General features: G+C 54.6%; 17 protein-coding genes and 1 pseudogene. 7 read left to right on the forward strand and 11 right to left on the reverse strand.

The window, feature by feature from the left end; genetic code table 11:
* Positions 1-182: 182 nt before the first annotated feature.
* Positions 183-2,429, reverse strand: a complete 2,247-nt coding sequence (gene ptsP / locus L383_RS10035) for a phosphoenolpyruvate--protein phosphotransferase (RefSeq protein WP_023331220.1) — start codon at positions 2,427-2,429, stop codon at positions 183-185.
* Positions 2,430-2,441: 12 nt separating this feature from the next.
* The gene (gene rppH, locus L383_RS10030) at positions 2,442-2,972 is read right to left on the reverse strand and encodes an RNA pyrophosphohydrolase (protein ID WP_013098553.1); all 531 of its coding nucleotides are present in this window, start codon (positions 2,970-2,972) and stop codon (positions 2,442-2,444) included.
* 463 nt (positions 2,973-3,435) lie between these two features.
* Between rppH and L383_RS26390 the strand changes: the two are divergent.
* The 4 genes and pseudogenes from L383_RS26390 to L383_RS10015 form a co-directional block, all read left to right on the forward strand.
* Positions 3,436-3,501 (forward strand): annotated as a pseudogene (locus L383_RS26390) (hypothetical protein); the annotation flags it as partial.
* Between the two features lie 154 nt (positions 3,502-3,655).
* A complete protein-coding gene (gene mutH, locus L383_RS10025; protein ID WP_014885084.1) occupies positions 3,656-4,348 on the forward strand; it encodes a DNA mismatch repair endonuclease MutH in 693 nt (230 codons plus the stop codon).
* Between the two features lie 128 nt (positions 4,349-4,476).
* Complete coding sequence (locus L383_RS10020; protein ID WP_014885085.1) at positions 4,477-4,695, forward strand: YgdI/YgdR family lipoprotein; 219 nt, start codon at positions 4,477-4,479, stop codon at positions 4,693-4,695.
* 131 nt (positions 4,696-4,826) lie between these two features.
* The gene (locus L383_RS10015) at positions 4,827-5,867 is read left to right on the forward strand and encodes an NADP(H)-dependent aldo-keto reductase (protein ID WP_023331221.1); all 1,041 of its coding nucleotides are present in this window, start codon (positions 4,827-4,829) and stop codon (positions 5,865-5,867) included.
* A gap of 92 nt (positions 5,868-5,959) precedes the next feature.
* On the opposite strand, the gene lplT is transcribed toward L383_RS10015, so the two are convergent.
* Entirely contained in the window at positions 5,960-7,153 is a 1,194-nt protein-coding gene (gene lplT / locus L383_RS10010) for a lysophospholipid transporter LplT (RefSeq protein WP_023331222.1), read from the reverse strand.
* On the reverse strand, positions 7,146-9,305 hold the full coding sequence (aas, locus tag L383_RS10005) for a bifunctional acyl-ACP--phospholipid O-acyltransferase/long-chain-fatty-acid--ACP ligase (protein WP_023331223.1): 2,160 nt from the start codon (positions 9,303-9,305) through the stop codon (positions 7,146-7,148). Before aas ends, lplT begins: the two co-directional genes overlap by 8 nt.
* A gap of 624 nt (positions 9,306-9,929) precedes the next feature.
* On the opposite strand from aas, the gene galR reads away from it, so the two are divergent.
* Positions 9,930-10,946 carry an HTH-type transcriptional regulator GalR gene (galR, locus tag L383_RS10000; RefSeq protein ID WP_014885089.1) on the forward strand — a complete coding sequence of 339 codons (1,017 nt, stop codon included), beginning with the start codon at positions 9,930-9,932 and terminating at the stop codon, positions 10,944-10,946.
* Here galR and L383_RS09995 read toward each other — a convergent pair.
* Entirely contained in the window at positions 10,907-11,392 is a 486-nt protein-coding gene (locus L383_RS09995) for a GNAT family N-acetyltransferase (RefSeq protein WP_014885090.1), read from the reverse strand. The two genes, galR and L383_RS09995, sit on opposite strands and share 40 nt — an antisense overlap.
* Before the next feature lie 221 nt (positions 11,393-11,613).
* On the opposite strand from L383_RS09995, the gene L383_RS09990 reads away from it, so the two are divergent.
* Entirely contained in the window at positions 11,614-12,651 is a 1,038-nt protein-coding gene (locus L383_RS09990; RefSeq protein ID WP_014885091.1) for a LacI family DNA-binding transcriptional regulator, read from the forward strand.
* Here the strand turns inward: L383_RS09990 and lysA are convergent.
* Positions 12,621-13,883 carry a diaminopimelate decarboxylase gene (gene lysA, locus L383_RS09985; protein ID WP_014885092.1) on the reverse strand — a complete coding sequence of 421 codons (1,263 nt, stop codon included), beginning with the start codon at positions 13,881-13,883 and terminating at the stop codon, positions 12,621-12,623. The genes L383_RS09990 and lysA overlap by 31 nt on opposite strands.
* 122 nt (positions 13,884-14,005) lie before the next feature.
* Between lysA and L383_RS09980 the strand changes: the two genes are divergently transcribed.
* On the forward strand, positions 14,006-14,932 hold the full coding sequence (locus tag L383_RS09980) for a LysR family transcriptional regulator (protein WP_023331224.1): 927 nt from the start codon (positions 14,006-14,008) through the stop codon (positions 14,930-14,932).
* On the opposite strand, the gene L383_RS09975 is transcribed toward L383_RS09980, so the two are convergent.
* The 5 genes from L383_RS09975 to kduI form a co-directional block, all read right to left on the reverse strand.
* Complete coding sequence (locus L383_RS09975; RefSeq protein WP_023331225.1) at positions 14,927-15,619, reverse strand: aspartate/glutamate racemase; 693 nt, start codon at positions 15,617-15,619, stop codon at positions 14,927-14,929. The two genes, L383_RS09980 and L383_RS09975, sit on opposite strands and share 6 nt — an antisense overlap.
* Positions 15,620-15,707: 88 nt before the next feature.
* Complete coding sequence (gene wzz(fepE), locus L383_RS09970) at positions 15,708-16,832, reverse strand: LPS O-antigen length regulator Wzz(fepE) (protein ID WP_023331226.1); 1,125 nt, start codon at positions 16,830-16,832, stop codon at positions 15,708-15,710.
* Positions 16,833-17,081: 249 nt separating this feature from the next.
* Complete coding sequence (locus L383_RS09965) at positions 17,082-18,497, reverse strand: arabinose-proton symporter AraE (RefSeq protein WP_023331227.1); 1,416 nt, start codon at positions 18,495-18,497, stop codon at positions 17,082-17,084.
* A gap of 313 nt (positions 18,498-18,810) precedes the next feature.
* On the reverse strand, positions 18,811-19,572 hold the full coding sequence (gene kduD / locus L383_RS09960) for a 2-dehydro-3-deoxy-D-gluconate 5-dehydrogenase KduD (RefSeq protein ID WP_014885097.1): 762 nt from the start codon (positions 19,570-19,572) through the stop codon (positions 18,811-18,813).
* A gap of 62 nt (positions 19,573-19,634) precedes the next feature.
* Positions 19,635-20,471, reverse strand: coding sequence for a 5-dehydro-4-deoxy-D-glucuronate isomerase (gene kduI / locus L383_RS09955; RefSeq protein WP_014885098.1), 837 nt, complete (start codon positions 20,469-20,471; stop codon positions 19,635-19,637).
* Between the last annotated feature and the right edge of the window lie 187 nt (positions 20,472-20,658).

Below are 20,658 nucleotides of genomic sequence, written 5' to 3' on the forward strand. Positions count from 1 at the left end.
GATGTTGTTATTCCGCTGAAAGTGGACAGCGGTAGAAATGCGATTCTGCCTTAAGCAGAGGCTCCAAAGTTGCGAATCATAGCATAAGGCGGGCGTGGAGGATGCGCCAGAGATGTAAAAGATGTGTATAGGGTTTTATCCGCACTGGTGCCCTCTCACCACAGGGAGAGGGAATAAGAGGATTAGCGGCCGCCGCGAATCAGGCCACCCATACCGCGTCGTTCCATAAACGCCGCCACCTGGTGCCGTACCTCCGCGGACAGCTGCGCTTCAAGACTGCGCTCAGCCAGCTCGCGAGCATCATTGATGTCGATATGTCGCAACAAATACTTCACGCGTGCGACGGCACGGCCGTTCATCGACAGGTGGCGATACCCCAGACCAATCAGGATCGCGACGCACATTGAATCCCCGGCCATTTCGCCGCACAGGCGTAAATCAATGCCGTACTGCTCCGCCTCACGGGCAATCATCGCTAACGCGCGAATGATCGCCGGATGCAGACTGTCGTAAATACTGGCGACGCGGGTGTTGTTACGATCGACGGCCAGAATATATTGCGTCAGGTCGTTCGTACCGACAGAGATAAAATCAACGCGGTTAGCCAGCTGCGGCAACATAAAGACCATCGACGGCACTTCGAGCATGACACCGATCCGTGGTTTAGGGATCGCATAGCCAATCATCTCTTCCACTTCCCGGCCAGCACGTTCGATCAGGCGCCGCGCTTCGTCGATCTCATCAATACTGGTCACCATCGGCAGTAAGATGCTGAGATTCCCCGTCGCCGCGTTGGCGCGCAGCATGGCGCGCACCTGGATCAGAAAGATCTCCGGCTGATCGAGCGTAATGCGGATCCCGCGCCAGCCCAGGCATGGGTTCTCTTCGCTGATCGGCATATACGGCAGCTGTTTATCCGCCCCGACATCCAGGGTACGCAGGGTGACGGGCTTGTCGTTAAACATCTGCAACATGCCCTGATACTGCGCCACCTGCTCCTCTTCGGAGGGGAAACCACTTTGCAACATAAACGGGATTTCAGTGCGGTATAAACCGATGCCGTCGATGCGGCTGCCAAGCTTCTCCTCGTGTTCCGGGCTTAAGCCCGCGTTGAGCATGACTTTGATCCGCTCTCCGCTTTTGAGTTGCGCAGGCAGGTTAACGTCATCTTCCGCCAGCTTGCTTAATTCATTCTCTTCGCTGATGAGACGCTGATATTCCTGAAGCAGAACCGGCTCAGGATCGACCAGCAGTTCACCGCGGTAACCATCAACCACCAGCGTGCGTCGGTGCAGTACCGACGGCTGGATATCCGCCCCCATAACGGTAGGAATACCCAGCGCACGTACCATAATGGCGGCATGTGAGTTGGCGGCACCATCGCGCACCACGACGCCGGCTAGCCGGTCCTGAGGCAGTTCAGCCAGCGTGGTTGCCGAGAGTTCATCGGCAACCAGGACAAACCGTTTTGGCCAGGCATTTGGCCCTTGAATGGTGTCATCCAGATGGAACAGCAGACGTTGGCCCAGCGCGCGTAAATCTCCGGCGCGCTCCTTCAGATAACCGTCAGTTAATACTGCAAACTGTTCAGCAAACTTTTCGATAACCTTTTTAACGGCCCATTCTGCTACCGAACCTTTATCCACCTCGGCAAAAAGCTCACGACGCAAACGCGCGTCTGAGAGCAGGTGCGAATAGAGGTCAAAGATAGCCGCCGTCTCTTTTTGCGCACCCGCCGCAAAGCGTTTGCTGTAGCGACGAAATTCATTCGCCGCCTCTTCCAGGGCGGCGGTAAGACGCTCGCGCTCCAGCGCTTCATCAAGCGTGGAGGCTTCGTACACCTGCTCCATTAACGGCAGCGTGGCGTCCATCCAGCCTTCAGCAATCGCCACGCCTGGCGAGGCCGGAAGAGCACGGATACGCGTATGACGATACTGACCAAAAAGCGCAGCAAGCTGAGACTGTGAGAGGATCGCCGCCATCTGTGTGGCAAGCGTAACGAGGAATGACTCTTCGCTTTCATCGTACTGACGCAGCTCACGCTGCTGGACGACCAGAACGCCGAGCAGCTGACGACGCTGGATAATTGGCACACCAAGGAAAGCGCGGAAGCGCTCTTCTTTTACGGAAGGAATGTATTTAAAACTGGGGTGTTTTTGCGCATCGGCAAGGTTGATGGGTTCCGCCAGCCGTCCAACCAGACCGACAATCCCTTCATCGAATGCGAGCGTTACGGTTCGTCCCCGTGGTTTTTTCAAACCACGGGTCGCCATCAGGTAATAGCAGCGCCGATCGTGGTCGGCCAGATACACCGAACAGACCTCGGTCTCCATCGCAAGACAGATGTCAGTAACCAGAATATTCAACGCCTCGTTCAGACGCGGAGCACTGGCCACCTTCTGGACTATTTCTCGCAAGCGGGTGAGCATGATTTGCGTAGCTTAACCTCTTTTACGTCGCCAGGCAGGTGCGCTTTGCGGCTTAGGCGGGATCTCCTGAAGCTGCATAACCACACTTGCAAACTCTTTCATCACCCTACGGTAAACATCGCGTTTAAATGACACGACCTGACGAACAGGATACCAATAGCTTACCCAGCGCCAGCCATCGAACTCCGGCGTACTGCTGGTTTGCATATTGATGTCTGAATCGTTGCCCACCAACTGCAGAAGAAACCACTTCTGTTTCTGGCCGATACAAACCGGCTTTGTGTCCCAACGCACCAAACGTTTCGGTAACTTGTAACGCAACCAGTTGCGGGTCGAGGCCAGGATGCGAACATCTTTACGGCTTAAACCGACCTCTTCAAAAAGCTCCCGGTACATCGCTTGTTCTGGGGACTCTCCCGGATTAATCCCACCTTGCGGGAACTGCCAGGAGTGCTGACCATATCGCCTTGCCCACATGACCTGGCCCTGACGATTACAAATTACTATTCCTACGTTCGGGCGGTAGCCATCGTCATCAATCACCGGACTACCCCAATCTAAACCTTATATATGAATGATTGTTTCACACTACAGGGAGGCGGTAAACCACTCTCTTACAGGCCTGCAACCTAATAACATTTGAATAACTCACAAATAAGGGCAGAGTTATAAACAGAAGTGCAGCTGCGAAGGGAATTTTATTCACCTTTTCTGTGGATATAGTTGTGAAGAAGTGTCTGATTACCCATGAACAACCTGAATCACCGTCAGGCTCCCTTTTTTAATGAAATTATATAAGATTATTATTTTCATATAGTTAAGCATGAAACCATCAACAAAAAAGAGAATAGCGTGACGATCATCACATCAGGGATCATCGTGCTGATGAAAGATCGAACAGCGTCGGTTTTATCCACAGATTGTGCCAATAAGTTAAACACAATTTGTCTGAAATTTGGATTTTCGTCGCACGTCAAGGCTGTAAATTGAAACAGTAGTCAGGGTTATGCCCAGTTATCCCACTTTTCTGTGGATAACATGGTGTAAGATCCTGTTTATTGTCAGTGACAAGATTTGAACAACCCATTTTACGTTTCAGATCTGGTGCTAAATTTTCGATAAAAAAACCTATAAATCATAGACATGGAATATTGGTACAGAAAAAGTTAAACTCTATCCACAAGGGACAATTTCTTCGTTTATTTTTTAATCAAAAGGTTACCTTCATGCATCCGCTTACCCCCTTGCTCACACCGCCGTCAAGCGAGCGTCAGTTGCTGCAGCAGGCTCAGCGTCTGGCGGGTTTCTCGCTGGGCGAACTGGCGGCGATGGCAGGGCTTCCGATCCCGAAGGATCTGAAACGAGATAAAGGCTGGATCGGCATGCTGCTGGAACTGTGGCTGGGTGCCAGCGCCGGGAGCAAACCAGAGCAAGATTTTGCCGCCCTTGGCGTAGAGTTAAAAACCATTCCCATCGACAGCCAGGGCAAGCCTCTGGAGACCACGTTTGTCTGCGTTGCGCCTTTGACCGGTAATACCGGCGTGACGTGGGAGACCAGCCACGTGCGCCATAAGCTGAAGCGCGTGCTGTGGGTTCCGGTTGAAGGTGAACGTCAGATCCCACTGGCTGAGCGTCGCGTTGGCGCGCCGCTGCTCTGGAGCCCGGATGAAGAGGAAGAGCATCAGCTGCGTCTGGACTGGGAAGAGCTGATGGACATGATCGTGCTCGGGCAGGTGGAGCGCATCACCGCCCGACACGGAGAAGTGTTACAGCTGCGCCCAAAGGCGGCTAACAGCAAAGCGCTGACCGAGGCGATCGGCGCAATGGGCGAGCCGATACTGACGTTGCCGCGCGGTTTTTATCTCAAAAAGAATTTCACCGGCGCACTGCTTGCTCGTCATTTCTTACTAAAAACATAGTTTTTTACTTATTTTGCGAGCTAACAAACATAATCGCCTGGTTTTTAAGATTTTACTGCTTCTCCCTGTTTTCATAACGGGTTAATACTACACTATGATTTGATACGAGCCAGATGAGGACGATAACGATGAAAAAATGGGCGGTGTTAATTTCAGCAGTCGGGTTGGCGTTTGCTGTATCGGGCTGTAGCAGCGATTACGTTATGGCGACAAAAGATGGCCGGATGATCCTGACCGACGGCAAACCCGAAGTCGACGACGATACCGGTCTGGTCAGCTACCACGACCAGGCAGGCAATAAAATGCAGATCAATCGCGACGAAGTTTCGCAAATTATTGAGCGATAACAGTCAGAGGTCAGTAGCGTACTGGCCTTTTTGATTTTTTTCTTCCCCTTTTGCTTCCCCTCTGCCATGTTTATATTCCTTTGTCGGGAGGTTCCTGACGCGGTCTACATGTCTATTGAAGGAAGCCGGCTATGCATTATCACCGTATCCCCCACAGCGCTCTGGAGATAAGTCAACTGGGGTTGGGCACGATGACATTTGGTGAACAAAACAGCGAAGCCGATGCCCATGCACAACTCGATTATGCCGTCAGCCAGGGCATTAACCTGATTGATGTCGCAGAGATGTACCCTGTGCCGCCACGCCCTGAAACCCAGGGACTTACCGAAACCTACGTCGGTAACTGGCTGGCAAAACGCGGCAACCGTGAAAAGCTGGTTATCGCCTCGAAAGTCAGCGGCCCCTCGCGCAATAACGATGCCGGGATCCGCCCAAACCAAATCCTCGATCGCAAAAATATCCGCGCCGCGCTGGATGCCAGCCTGAAGCGCCTGCAAACCGACTATCTTGATCTGTACCAGGTCCACTGGCCACAGCGTCCAACCAACTGTTTCGGTAAGCTTGGCTACAGCTGGAATGAGAGCGCTCCCGCCGTTACGCTGCTGGAAACGCTGGAAGCGCTGACCGAATGCCAGCGCGCGGGGAAAATCCGCTACATTGGCGTGTCTAACGAAACGGCCTTTGGCGTGATGCGCTATCTGCACCTGGCGGATAAACACGATCTGCCGCGCATCGTCACCATTCAAAACCCCTACAGCATGCTTAACCGCAGCTACGAAGTTGGCCTGGCGGAAGTGACACAATATGAAGAGGTGGAACTGCTCGCCTATTCCTGCCTCGGTTTTGGCACGCTGACGGGGAAATACCTGAACGGCGCAAAACCGGCTGGGGCGCGTAATACCCTCTTTAGCCGCTTTACCCGCTACAGCGGCGAGCAGACACAGAAAGCCGTTGCGGCCTATGTGGATATCGCAAAGCGTCACGGTCTTGACCCCGCACAGATGGCGCTGGCCTTCGTGCGCCGTCAGCCGTTTGTGGCCAGTACTCTGCTGGGGGCTACCTCTCTGGAACAGCTGAAAACCAATATTGAGAGTTTCCATCTGGACCTGAGTGAAGAGGTATTAGCGGAGATTGAAGCGGTGCATCAGGTTTATACGTATCCTGCACCGTAATAAATGCAAAACGGCAACGCACGTTGCCGTTTTTAGTGTTCGCACCCTCTCCCGTGGGAGAGGGCCGGGGTGAGGGCATCAGACCGCATAAATCAACGGCGACGCTGCCAAAGCCATAATGCGGCAATCGCCAGCGCAAACAGCGCACCAAACCCGACGCCAATTCCCACCACTGGCACACCGACTTTCACCGCCAGCGAGTAGAGCCCCAGCATTAACAGCATCGCCAGGTTTTCACCCAGATTTTGCACCGCAATGGCATTTCCCGCCCCAACAGTCTGCTTGCCGCGCTCCTGCAGTAACGCGTTGAGCGGTACCACGAAGAAACCACCCAGAATACCAATCAGGATCAGTAGAGCATAAGCAGGCAATAACGCATGCTGTAGCGAGAAAAGGAGCACCGCGACGCCAATGAGGATCCCCGCAGGCATGCAGCGTGCCACCGTTTCGAGCGTCACCAGCTTCGCCGCCGCGCCCGCGCCAACAACAATGCCGATCGCCACCATCGCGTTAAGATAGGTCGGCGTCGCATTGTCGGTAATGCCCAGCGCCACCGGCACCCACAGCACCAGCAGGAAGCGCAGCGTGACGCCTGCGCCCCAGAACATACTAGTGCCCATCAGAGAGAAACGTGTTTCACCGTTACGCCAGAGCACGCGGCAGGCATTAAAGAAACTGCCGGTCATCGGTTTGAAGCGCCAGGATTGTCCCGGACGGGCTACCGGCAGCTTTGGAATGAACAGGTTAGCCACGACCGCACCGCCATACACCACCGCACAAACGCCCAGCGCCGCCAGGACATGCCAGTCGGCCAGTACACCGCCCGCGACGGAGCCGAGCAGGATAGCGGCGATAGTAGACGACTCCATCAGGCCGTTGGCTTTCACCAGCTTATCACCCGTGGTCAGCTCTCCGAGGATGCCATATTTCGCCGGTGAGTAGGCGGCAGCACCAATGCCCACCAGCGTGTAGCCAATAAACGGATTGAAACCAAAGCAAATGCTGGCGGCCCCCAGCAGCTTCAGACCGTTAGCAAACATCATCACCCGGCCTTTCGGGAAACTGTCCGCCACCTGCCCCACAAACGGCGCGAAGATAATGTAAGCGCCCACAAACACCATCTGCAGGATCGGCTGGCTCCAGTCAGGGTAAAACTCGGCCTTCAGCAGCGCCAGGGTGGCAAACAACAGCGCGTTATCGCCGAACGCAGAGAGAAACTGCGCAGCAATCACTGCCATCATGCCTTTTGACCTAAGCGATGTGTTAGTGTGCACTGACTCACGCATTTTGCTGTTCCGCCTCTTCAACCATGCCTTTCAGGGTCACAAAGTCAGGCTTACCGCTACCCAATACCGGAAGGTGTTTCAGGTAACGAATATCGCGCGGTACCGCCAGCTCGGGAATGCCATGCTCACGCGCATGGCTAAGTAACCTGTCGCGCTTCAGCTCACTGTCGGTGGTAAACAGGACCAGCGCCTCGCCTTTGCTGGCATCACTCTTCACCACCGTCGCGTGCATCTTATCCGCGGACACCGCCGTCGCCAGCTGTTCAACCATCTCCAGAGAGACCATTTCACCGGCGATTTTGGCGAAGCGTTTTGCACGCCCCTGAATCTGCACAAAGCCCTGCTCGTCGAAGCGAACGATATCACCGGTGTCGTACCAGCCGGTTTCAACCTCACCGTTCACGTTTTCCGCCGTTGGCGCTTCCAGCACGCCCGGGTTTTCCACGCGCAGGTAACCATTCATCACGTTTGGTCCTTTCAGCTGCAGGCGGCCACCGTCCTCAATGCCCGGTACCGCCAGCAGACGCGCATCCATTCCCGGCAGAATTCGGCCAACCGTACCCGGCTTCGCCGCCATCGGCACGTTGATGGAGACGACGGGTGCGCACTCCGTAACGCCATAGCCTTCAAGAATGCGCAGGCCAAACTTGTCCTGCCAGATCTGACGCGTGCTCTCCTGCAGTTTTTCCGCCCCCGCCACCACATAACGCACACGATAGAAATCATATGGATTAGCGAAACGCGCATAGTTACCCAGGAAGGTTGAGGTCCCAAACAGGACGGTGCAGTTACGGTCATACACCAGCTCCGGCACAATGCGGTAATGCAGCGGGCTGGGATAGAGGAACACTTCTGCGCCGGTCAGCAGCGGCGTAAACAGCCCCACCGTCAGACCAAAGGAGTGGAACAGCGGCAGCGCAGACATAAAACGGTCACTGGCGGTAAAGTCAGCAATGCTTTTGATCTGTTCAACGTTCGCGAGAATACTCTTGTGGCTGTGGACGACGCCTTTCGGGTTGCCTTCCGAACCGGAGGTAAAGAGGATAATCGCGTCATCTTCCGGCTGCTGTTTAACCTGTGCCAGATGGGGCATCAGCAGGTGAGCGAAAATCCACAGCTTGTCGCCCGTCGTCACGTCCGCCTTCAGATCTTCCAGGAAGACCCAGCGAACCTGAGTCAGCTGCTCCGGCAGATGCCACAGCTTGCCTTTATCCAGGAACTGGCGAGAGGTAAAAACGGTGTTGATTTGGGCCGCAGTGATGGCACTGGTCAGCCCTTTTACACCCGCCGTGTAGTTCATCATTGCCGGAATACGGCCGCGGGACACCGCACCAAAAATCACCGCTGCGCTGATGCCCGCGTTAGGCAGCATCAGGCCAATCTTTTCACCCTTCTTACTGTATTTTTCAAGAATGCGGCCCACAAACAGGGTCTTGGTCAGCAGTTTGCGATATGTGTCAGGCGTGAAATTGATGTCTTCAATACAGTTTTTCCTGGCACCATAGCGATACTGTGCCGAAAGCAGAGATTCATACAGCGTTTCGCGCGGACGAACGGCCATTCGCGCTTCCATCATAATCTGGTGCAGCATTTCTCCGGCAATTTTACGGCGATCGCGGGCACGCGGTGCATCGGGCATCGGTAACGACGTTGGCGGCAGAATATGCAGGGTAATTTTTGGGAACAGACGCTGCTTCACCAGCCCTTTCAGGCGGCTGAAGTGGCTCAGCTCTGCGCCTTCGATACGCAGTGGCACCACGGTCGCTTTTGACTTCGCCGCGACAAATCCCGCGCCGTCATAGATTTTCATTAGCGAGCCGGTCACTGAAATGCGCCCTTCCGGGAAAATGACCACCGGACGCCCCTGCTCAACCAGACGTACCAGATGTTTAATCATCATCGGTTTGGTGGGGTCGAGCGGCACGAAGTCAATCAGCGGCGTGAGCCAGCGCATATACCACTGCTGGCTGATGGAGGTATACACCGCAAACACCGGACGCACGGGCAAAAACAGCGCCAGCAGGATGCCATCGATAAAGGAAACATGATTTGGTGTGATGAGAACGCGTTCGCCGCGAAGCGCCTGGGCATCGCCAGTGACGCGGATGCGAAAAAGAATACGGAAAAGTGTACGGAAGAACCCAAATAGCATCTCAACTCCCTTTGCCAGACAGTGTGGAGGGTTGACAGTAAATGGTGGCAGATTACACGAGAAGTGGTATGGGAGCGACAGCAAAAGTGGGGGCAAAAAAAAACCTGCGCATCCGCGCAGGTTGGTGCAAGAGATGAGTACGAAAACGTACTAAGAATTCTCACCAATCAATACCTCTGGGATCTTGATTGTGGCCGTTGCCCCTGCGCTTCGCCAGCAGGAAAACGCAAGGGAATGAGCCGAAGTGCAACCAGGTGTGAATATTCTCTTTTGCTGTTACAGGTTGAACTATCAGGCAAAAAAAAACCTGCGTAAAAACGCAGGCTGGTGTAAGTCGTGTTAATCAACCGGAGTTGATTCCACCTATCAATACCTCTGGGATCTCGACTCTATCAACCTCTTTAACGTCATCGCCACCGGACAATCGCAACAGCCTGAGGCAAAGTGTAACCAAAGGTTCAGATTCACCGTCTTCAGACATGACTGCGCGTGTAACGATTACACGATCAGGGGTGTTCTGCGTCACGTTTGTAGTGAGGGGAAATCGGTGCCCCTTGAATGCACGCCACTTTTCCGCAACACTATTTGGTGTGTAAACGCTTACCCCTAATAAGAAGGTTATAAATGGCGACAATAAAGGATGTGGCTCGTCTGGCCGGTGTTTCGGTTGCCACCGTCTCCCGCGTGATTAATGATTCCCCCAAAGCCAGCGACGCATCACGCCAGGCGGTACAAAGCGCCATGGAAACCCTGAACTACCACCCCAACGCCAATGCTCGCGCGCTCGCCCAGCAGTCCACTGAAACCATTGGTCTGGTGGTGGGTGATGTATCCGACCCCTTTTTCGGCGCCATGGTGAAGGCGGTTGAACAGGTCTCTTATCAGACGGGTAACTTTTTACTGATCGGCAATGGCTATCATAATGAGCAAAAAGAGCGCCAGGCGATCGAACAGTTGATCCGCCACCGCTGCGCAGCTCTGGTGGTTCACGCCAAAATGATCCCGGATGCCGAACTGATTCACCTGATGAAGCAGATGCCCGGCATGGTCATCATCAACCGCATTATTCCTGGATTTGAAAAACGCTGCGTGGCTCTCGACGACCGCTACGGCGCCTGGCTTGCGACCCGTCATCTGATTCAACAGGGACATACGCGGATTGGCTATCTCTGTTCCAACCACCCTATTTCTGACGCAGAAGATCGTCTTCAGGGCTACTACGATGCCCTGCGCGAAAACGGTCTACCCTGTAATGACCGTCTGGTGGCCTATGGTGAACCGGATGAGAGCGGTGGCGAACAGGCTATGACGGAACTGCTGGGCCGCGGACGGAACTTCACGGCAGTGGCAAGCTATAACGACTCGATGGCCGCTGGCGCAATGGGGGTATTGAATGATAACGGAATTGAGGTCCCGGCAGAAATCTCGCTGATTGGCTTTGATGATGTGCTGGTCTCTCGCTATGTGCGCCCGCGCCTGACCACCGTGCGTTACCCTATCATCACGATGGCCACACAGGCTGCCGAGCTGGCGTTAGCGCTGGCCGAGCAACGCCAGCCACCGGAAATTACCCATCTCTTCAGCCCAACCTTAGTGCGCCGTCACTCCGTTGCGTCGCCTGCTGAAGCGCAAAGCGAATAACGGTACAGATGTACCGTTTTATCGGGATACTCCAGCCCATCGCCAATGTACTGCCAGCCGTAACGTTCATAGAAGTCACGGCAGGCAGACCAGAGATGGAGTTCGTCGTATCCGGCCTGTGCGGCAAAGGCGATAACGTGTTGCTGTAACTTACCTGCCAGTCCCTTACCGCGCGCCGCCTCATCAACGTAGAGCGCCGCCAGCCACGGACAGAGATCCTGTCGGGTAATCAAATCGCAACGCCAGAGGCCCACCGTGCCGAGAAGCTGTTGGTCTTCTAAAGCGATAAACGTCAACGGCAGTGCCCCCGGCGCCTGGCTGTGCTCAACGATGCTGTGGAAAAATGCCCGTGGGAGCCCCTCGCCAAACGCCTGCCATATCCAGTCGGTAACCTGCTCCGCATACTGCGGGGCTTCATAAAGCGGGAGGATGACACTCTTTTTCACGTTTCACCTGGGTGTTCTTATTAATGGGCTAGCCTGACGCCTCCAGCCCGGTTTGTCGATTATTTTACCAGAGTCAGACTATTACGTTTTACTTCTGAGGGGCCAGGCGAATCGTTACCAAAAAGCGTGATCGTGGCAGAAGTTTTGCCCTTCCCGCATCGCTTATACGCCGTCAGGTCTGTGTTAAACTGCAGGGCATTACGTGGAAGCAGGAATGTAGAATGGCAACAATGCTGGATGTCTCACTGCGTGCGGGCGTGTCGAAGGCTACCGTCTCGCGCGTGCTGAACGGCACGGGTCAGGTTAAAGAGAGTACGCGTCAGCAGGTCTTTGCTGCGATGGAAGAGCTGGGCTACCGCCCCAACTTTCTCGCGCGCTCACTGGCTAACCAGACCAGCAACAGCATTGGTCTGGTCGTCTCCACCTTCGACGGCTTTTATTTTGGGCGCCTTCTGCAGCAGGCGTCGCGGCAGACCGAAACCCACGGCAAACAGTTGATCGTCACCGACGGTCACGACGCGCCGGAACAGGAAGAACAGGCAGTGCAAATGCTGGCCGATCGTCAGTGTGATGCCATTGTGCTTTACACGCGCTATATGAGCGAAAAGGCGATCATCAAACTGATGAATACCGTGCAAACGCCGCTGGTGGTCATCAACCGTGAAGTCAGTCAGGCTCCGGATCGCTGCGTGTTCTTCGAACAGCAGGATGCCGCATTTAAGGCGGTGGATTACCTGATCAATCAGGGCCATCGGGAGATCGCCTGTATTACCGTCCCTATCCACACGCCCACGGGTAAAGCGCGGCTGATGGGCTATCGCAAAGCGCTGGAAAAGCACGGTATTCGCCTGGACGAGCGTCGAATTAAGTACGGTGATGCCGGAATGACGAGAGGCTATGAGCTGTGCAAGGAGCTGATTGCCGACGGCGTGCCGTTTAGCGCCCTGTTTGCCTGTAACGATGATATGGCACTGGGTGCGTCCAAAGCGTTGCACCAGGCAGGACTCAAGATCCCGCAGGATATCTCCCTGTTCGGTTTTGACGATGCCCCAAGCGCGAAGTGGCTGGAGCCTGCGCTTTCATCGGTTTATCTGCCAATAGATAACATGATTATTACGGCCATCGATCAGGCGATCCGGCTGGCAAAAAACCAGCCGGTCGATGCGATCCCGCCGTTTACCGGCACGCTGGTATTACGCGATTCGGTCACTACCGGGCCGTACTTTACTCAGATGAGTTCTAAAGCCAGCAGTTCCTGAATGGTCTGACGACGACGGATCAACTGCGCTTTGCCGTTATCAAACAGTACTTCCGGCAGCAGCGGGCGGCTGTTGTAGTTCGAGGACATCGACGCCCCGTACGCCCCGGTGTCGTGCAGCACCAGGTAATCGCCCGGCTTCACCTCTGGCAGCGCGCGGGTTTCCACTTTTCCACCTTCCTGCTGAGTGAAGACGTCCCCCGATTCACACAGCGGGCCTGCGACAACCGTCTCGCGGCGCGGCGCATGCGTTAAATCGCGGCCATCAGCGGCCAGCGCGGTAATGTGATGATAGCTGCCGTACATCGATGGACGCATCAGGTCGTTAAAGCCCGCGTCAATCAATACGAAGTGGCGGGAGCCCATCTCTTTGACGCTGCGTACCTGCGCCACCAGCACACCGGCTTCGGCCACCAGGAAACGACCCGGCTCAATTTCCAGCTTCACGGCATGACCGAGATGGGCGGCGATTTGGTCACGCGCGGCGCTCCACAGGCCGTAATAGTGATCGGTGTCGATCGCCTCCTCTCCTTCGCGGTAAGGAATGGAAAGCCCGCCCCCGGCGGAGATCGCCTCAAGATCCTGGCCAAAATCGACAACCTGGCGCACCATCGCTCCGCAAACCTGCTCCAGATGGCCGTAATCCACGCCAGAGCCAATGTGCATGTGAATACCCACCAGCTTCAGGTTGTAACGCTGCAACACGTCAAGCGCGGCTGGCATGTCGGCATACCAGATGCCGTGCTTGCTGTTTTCGCCGCCGGTGTTCGTTTTTTGGCTATGACCGTGACCGAAACCCGGATTCACACGCAGCCAGACGCGATGACCTGGTGAAACCTGACCCAGCTGCTCCAGCATATCCACCGAACCGGCATTTACCGGCACCTGCAGTTCATGCACGCGCGCCAGCGTGGCGTCGTCAATCAGATCCGCAGTAAAGACAATCGCGTCTGGATCGGTTTTCGGATCAAATCCGGCCGCCAGCGCACGTTCGATTTCACCCAGCGAGACAGAGTCAACCTTGACCCCCTGCTCACGCATCAGGCGCAGGATGTGAATATTGGAGCAGGCCTTCTGGGCAAAACGCACCACGTCAAACTGATGCAGGGCCGCGATCTTCTCGCGAACGATCTGCGCGTCGTAGACCCATACCGGGCAACCAAACTCGGCGGGCAGGCGCAGCAGATTTTCGGCATTTAAATCGGTATCAGTTTGATTGAGCGGGCGTGGCATGGTCTTCTCCGGATAAATTCATTTTTCATGATTACGCCACAGCGGAAGGAGAATAAAAAATATCGTTTTATCGTGAGTCTATGCAAAAATGATATGGACAGTTCTCTGCTTTCAGGTGCCCTATGCCCGCTGTGAATTTACGCCATATAGAGATTTTTCACGCTGTGATGACCACCGGCAATCTCACCGAAGCCGCGCAGATGCTGCATACGTCGCAGCCGACGGTCAGCCGCGAGCTGGCGCGCTTCGAAAAGGTACTGGAACTGAAACTGTTCGAGCGCACCCGGGGCAGACTTCACCCGACGGTGCAGGGGTTGCGCCTGTTTGAGGAAGTCCAGCGCTCCTGGTACGGGCTGGACAGAATTGTCAGTGCGGCGGAAAGTCTGCGCGAGTTTCGTCAGGGCGAGCTGTCGATTGTCTGTCTTCCGGTTTTCTCTCAGTCTTTTTTACCGACCCTGCTTCAGCCTTTTCTGGCCCGCTATCCGGAGGTCAATCTCACCATCGTGCCGCAGGAGTCCCCCCTGCTTGAAGAGTGGCTTTCAGCACAGCGTCATGATTTGGGCCTGACCGAAACGCTCTCCACGCCTGCGGGAACGGCACGCACGGAGTTACTTTCTTTAGATGAAGTGTGCGTTTTGCCCGCCGGGCACCGGCTCGCCGGTAAGACAGTGATTGCACCAGAGGATTTCCACGGGGAGAACTACATTAGCCTGTCGCAAACCGACAGCTACCGGCAGCTGCTGGATACGCTTTTTGCTGAGCATCAGGTGAAACGGCGGATGGTAGTGGAAACGCACAGCGCGGCGTCAATATGTGCAATGGTGCGGGCGGGCGTCGGCGTCGCGGTCGTTAACCCGCTCACGGCGCTGGATTACGCCGGGAGCGATATCGTGATTCGCCCGTTTAGCCTATCCGTTCCGTTCACCGTGAGCCTGATCCGCCCGCTACACCGTCCGGCCTCCGCGCTGGTGGACGCATTCACCGAACACTTAATGGAGCACGCCCGCCAGGTGGCGCTTCGCTTACCTGAACGGCAAAACCCATTATGAGAGCATAAACTCCACGGCATCGGCAGCGTGAATGGCGGCGGTATCAAAGACCGGGACCGGGCTTCGCTCTGCAGGCACCAGCAGGCCGATCTCCGTGCAGCCGAAGATCACCCCTTCAGCCCCCTGCTGCGCCAGCTTTTCAATCACGCTGACGTAATACGCCCGGGAAGGCTCGCTGAAGGTACCCAGGCACAGTTCTTCGAAGATAATCTGATTGAGGCGTGCCCGGTCTTTCTCATCCGGTATCAGGCTTTCGATGCCGAACTCGCTGTGCACACGCCCGCGATAGAAATCCTGCTCCATGGTGTAGCGCGTGCCGAGCAATGCCACGCGCGACATCCCCGACGAGCGAATCGCACGTCCTGTGGCATCGGCGATGTGCAGGAATGGCAGCGAACAGCGTGCTTCAATGTGCGATGCAACTTTGTGCATCGTATTGGTACACAGCAGAATGCCCTGCGCCCCCGCACGCTCCAGCCCCAGCGCGGCATCCGCCAGTATTTCACCGGCTTTATCCCACTCTCCGCTCGACTGACAGGCTTCAATTTCATGGAAATCAACGCTGTGCAGCAGCAGACTCGCAGAATGCAGTCCGCCCAGACGCTGCTTTACCCCTTCGTTAATCAGGCGGTAATAAGGGATTGTCGATTCCCAGCTCATCCCACCTATCAGGCCGATCGTTTTCATTATCTCTCCTTATCTCTGGTATCTCTTTTAACACAACCGACGCCCATAAAAAAAGGCGCTGTATTCAGCGCCTTTTTAAACCCTGCGTTTATTGTGTCAACGGCTCTGACAGCGGATGACGGGAGAGCATCGCTTCACGCAGCAACACGCTACCGCAGGCAAAGAGCCCGCCCAGGAGTGCCGCCAGAATTACAATCAGAGGTTTGCCCGGACCGTCTTTTTTCACCGGCAAAGACGGAGAAAGCTGATACCTGAAGGGTTCAAGCTTAACGTCTGCAAAGGAGAGATTTTTCAGCTGCGCCAGATAGTATTCCCGGTTCTGGAAGTCCGCGTTCAGCTCCGTCACATCTTTGAGATTTTTTTCAATCTGCAGCTTTTGCGCGATTCCGTCAGCACCGAGCGCAACGGAGTAATCCGGGTCATCTTTTACCGCCTGCCCGCTGCTGTAGACTGGCTTCTTAATGCCCGCAGCATTTGCCACTTCCAGCGAATAATTCAGCCGCTGCAGGTTAGTATTGTGAATATTGGTCAGACGCACACGGTCGAGCTTAAGCTGCTGCTCTACCTCATTCGTCCTGAGGGCGATCTGGTTACGGATATTTTGCACCGTCTCTTTTTCAACAACCGCCGCGATATAATTGATATACCCCTCCAGTACGGTTTGCGCATCACTGGCTTTCGGTGCCGTGAAGCTCAGAGTCCAGGAGACATAAGGCACTTTATCCGCATCTTTTACCTGTGCGTCATTCACCGCTTTCATTCTTTCCGCAATATTGACGACCGCACGGTGCAGTTCAAGCGCGTCAACCTCAACCTCTTCAAGCTGTGACATGACGTAAGGGGAAGAGGTCAAATACTCTTTGAGCAATGACTGCGACTGGAATTTTTTGATAAACAGGTCAAAGATTTCCGAACGTGTCACCTGCGCCTTAACGTCAAGAACCTGCAGCGCAACCATCATCTGGCGCAGCGGGTTCCACTGCGTCTGCTCTGCCGGGGTGATCACCGCTTTACTGGTCCATTTTTGCGGCAACAGAAACGCAATAGCCAGGCCTGCCAGCGCAAAGATAAAGACGATGGTGACGATGCGTTTTTTCGCGGCCAGCAGAACATCTAACAGACCCAGAAGGTCGATCTCTTTTGGAGAGATTGCGGGGGTAGCATATGAAGGAAAATCGAGATCCGTATTTTTTTTGAAATCCATTGCTGACATAGCCGTTCTTCTATTGCGATTGCAGTAAAGTTCTGCCTGGTGAGTTCAGTTTTCAGATAATACTAGGAAATGAGAATAATCTGAACGCAAGAATCGGCTATGTGTGCGCTTGCTATCAAAGTTGGTAGTTATTTACAACATGGCTCTTGTTAAACATCGATCTAGAAAAAAGCCGGGTGGCGCTAGCGCTTACCCGGCCTACATTTTGCCCACGCAGGCCCAGTAAACGTAGGGCCCCCGGTATTCACATTACACGCCGATATTACGCAGTTTTTCCCCGGCCATCAGTTTGCGTTCAATATGTTCCAGCGTCACACCTTTTGTTTCCGGAATCAGCCAGAAGGTCACGCCAATAAACGCCACGTTCAGCACCGTGTAGAGCCAGAAGGTTCCCGCAGCGCCAATGGCATCCAGCAGCGTCAGGAAGGTCGCACCAATGATCATGTTCGACACCCAGTTGGTGGTGGTGGAACAGGTGATCCCAAAGTCACGGCATTTGAGCGGCTGAATTTCGGAGCACAGGATCCACACCACAGGTGCGGCGCTCATCGCGTAACCGGCAATACACATCATGGTCATCCCGACAGAAAGCCAGGAAAGACCGCTTGAGGCCGTGCCGTTATCAAACTGCATCAGGCAGTAGCCGAGGATCAGCGTACCGAGAGCCATCACGCTAAAGCCAATTTTCAGCGCCGGTTTACGCCCGGCTTTATCGACGGTGAATACCGCAATAAAGGTGGCGAACATAAAGGTGAGCCCCACCACCAGCGTGGCAATCATCTGCTGCTCAGTGGTGGTAAAACCGGCCATTTTGAAGATGCGTGGCGCGTAGTACATGATGATGTTCATCCCGGTGAACTGCTGCATCGCCTGCAGCAACATGCCGAGGAACACCGCGCGGCGCACGTTGCGGTTGATCTTAAACAGCGCCCAGCCCCCCTGCTTCAGCTTCAGGCTTTCGCGGATTTCGTTCAGCTCTTCACGCGCTTTTTCAGAAGTATCGCGCAGCATCCGCAGCACCTCTTCCGCCTCGACGTGACGCCCTTTTTGCGCCAGCCAGCGCGGGCTATTGGGCAGGAAGATCACTAGTACAATCAGCACCACCGCAGGCAACGCCAGCACGCCGAGCATTGCGCGCCAGTTGCCGCTGTAGCTGAAGTACGTATCGGACAGGAACGCCAGCACGATGCCCAGCGTCACCATCAGCTGATACATACTGATCATCCTGCCGCGCACATTCTCACTTGCCATCTCAGAGAGATAAAGCGGTGCCGTGTAGGAGGCGATCCCCACTGCCACGCCGAGCAGCACGCGGGAAAGCAGCAGCACCTCTACGTTGGTCGCAAATGCAGAGCCAATCGACCCCGCAACAAACAGGACGGCGCCGACCATCAGGCTGTATTTGCGCCCGAGGCGGAACGAAAGCCAGCCGTTAAACAGCGCACCGATAGCCGCACCAAGCATCATGCTGCTCACCACCCACTCCTGCAGGCGATTACTCAACGTAAAATGATCGGTAATAAACGGCAGCGCCCCGGCGATGACGCCGATATCCAGGCCGAACAGCAAACCTGCTACAGCTGCGGCAATGGAGACAAACTGGTTCATGCGTCGGGTATCGCGCAGCGCAGCGGGCATCAGGGTAGAGTCATTGATAGATGTCATATTTTTCCTGCCTCAACAGCAAAATTTGTTAAGTGAAATTACGAGAAAGCGCGGAAAAGTGTCAGGCTGGAATTCGCGAAGATATGGATGATTTCGCTATGGCATAGCGATCTGTGATGGACATTACAATTTCAACTAATCCTGATTAATCACAATATTTTACTAATGCGTTAATTTTTCAGGAATAAAAGTGTGATAGCGGTCATTTATCATTTTTCGGTATGGATTTTTCGTGTTTATCGATATGGATTTTGACAATTTTCAAGCAAAAAAAACCTCCGCTGAAGGGCAGAGGTTTTTGTCAGACGCGACGTTATCGTGCCAGCCAGCCGCCATCCACCGCAATGGTATAACCATTGATGTAGTCCGAGGCTGAGGAGGCCAGAAACACAACCGGCCCCATCAGGTCACTCGGCAGACCCCAGCGCCCGGCCGGGATACGCTCCAGAATGGCCGCACTGCGTTCTTCGTCCGCACGCAGCTGCTGGGTGTTATTGGTGGCCATGTAGCCCGGGGCAATCGCGTTGACGTTGATATTGTGCTGCGCCCACTCGTTCGCCAGCAGACGGGTCACGCCCATCACCGCGCTTTTTGACGCCGTATAAGACGGCACGCGGATGCCGCCCTGGAAGGAGAGCATCGAGGCGATGTTAATGATCTTGCCGCCTTTTCCCTGCGCGATGAAGTGCTTTGCCGCCGCCTGAGACATAAAGAATACGCTCTTAATATTCAGATTCATGACGTCGTCCCAGTCAGTCTCGCTGAAGTTAATCGCGTCTTCACGACGGATCAGACCCGCGTTGTTGACCAGAATATCAATATGGCCCCATTCCGCCACCGCGCGCTCAAGCAGTTGCGGAATGCCGTCAATTTTACGCAGGTCGGCGGTCAGGCTGAGAAAACGACGCCCCAGCGCAGTCACGCGCTCAATCGTTTCTGTGGGTTCAACGATATTAATCCCGACGATGTCACAACCCGCTTCCGCCAGACCTAACGCCATCCCCTGACCCAGGCCGGTGTCGCAACCGGAAACCACCGCCACTTTGCCCTGCAGAGAAAATGCATCCAGAATCATGTTAGTTCCTTACTCTTCAGCGCCTGTCACCAACAGGCAGATAGATACTTAACCGCCCGCGACTAGCGCAGATCCTTAACAGCAACGTGGTCCATGTCATCGAAGACCTGATTTTCGCCGACCATACCCCAGATGAAGGTATAGGCTTTGGTCCCTACGCCAGAGTGAATAGACCAGCTTGGTGAAATCACCGCCTGCTCGTTATGCATGACGATATGGCGCGTCTCCTGCGGCTGCCCCATCATGTGGAACACGCAGGCATCGTCGTCCATGTTGAAGTAGAAGTAGACTTCCATGCGGCGTTCATGGGTATGGCACGGCATGGTATTCCACAGGTTGCCCGGAGCCAGTTCAGTCAGCCCCATGCTGAGCTGGCAGGTTTCCAGCACATCCGGAACGAAATATTTATTGATGGTGCGACGGTTGCTGGTGAGGTTATCGCCCAGCGTTACGGGCGCTGCGTCCTCAGGCGTCACTTTTTTGGTCGGGTATGAGGTATGCGCAGGGGCGCAGTTGTAGTAAAACTTCGCGGGCTTACCGCCGTCGATGCTGGCAAAGACCACCTCTTTCGCCCCTTTACCGACGTACAGCGCATCGCGGTGACCAATCTCGAAGCACTGGCCGTCTACGGTAATCGTGCCCGGCCCGCCGATATTAATCACCCCCAGCTCACGACGCTCCAGAAAATAGCTCACGCCCAGCTGTTTACCCACTTCCCCGCCCACGGAGACGGTTTTTGCCACCGGCATAATGCCGCCGACAATAATGCGGTCGATATGGCTGTAGACCATGGTGTACTTGTCGGCCTCGAACACCTGCTCAACTAAAAACTCACTGCGCAGCCCCTGCGTATCCAGCGTTTTGGCGTGCGCACTGTGAATGCTTTGTCTGACGTCCACGGTAACCTCCAGATGTGGTCATGCCCAAAAGAAGAAAATAAACGAAACAACGTTCCGTTTTCATGATGAACACATACTATCGGCATAAAATAGGCTTTTCAATTAAATTCAAAACAACGTTTCATTTTTTATTTTGTTTATAACGAAAATGACACCCGGATCACGGTTAAGAGGTATGGGAATGAAG

The sequence above is a fragment of the Enterobacter sp. MGH 37 genome (assembly GCF_000534515.1).
GTDB classification, from domain to species: domain Bacteria; phylum Pseudomonadota; class Gammaproteobacteria; order Enterobacterales; family Enterobacteriaceae; genus Enterobacter; species Enterobacter kobei.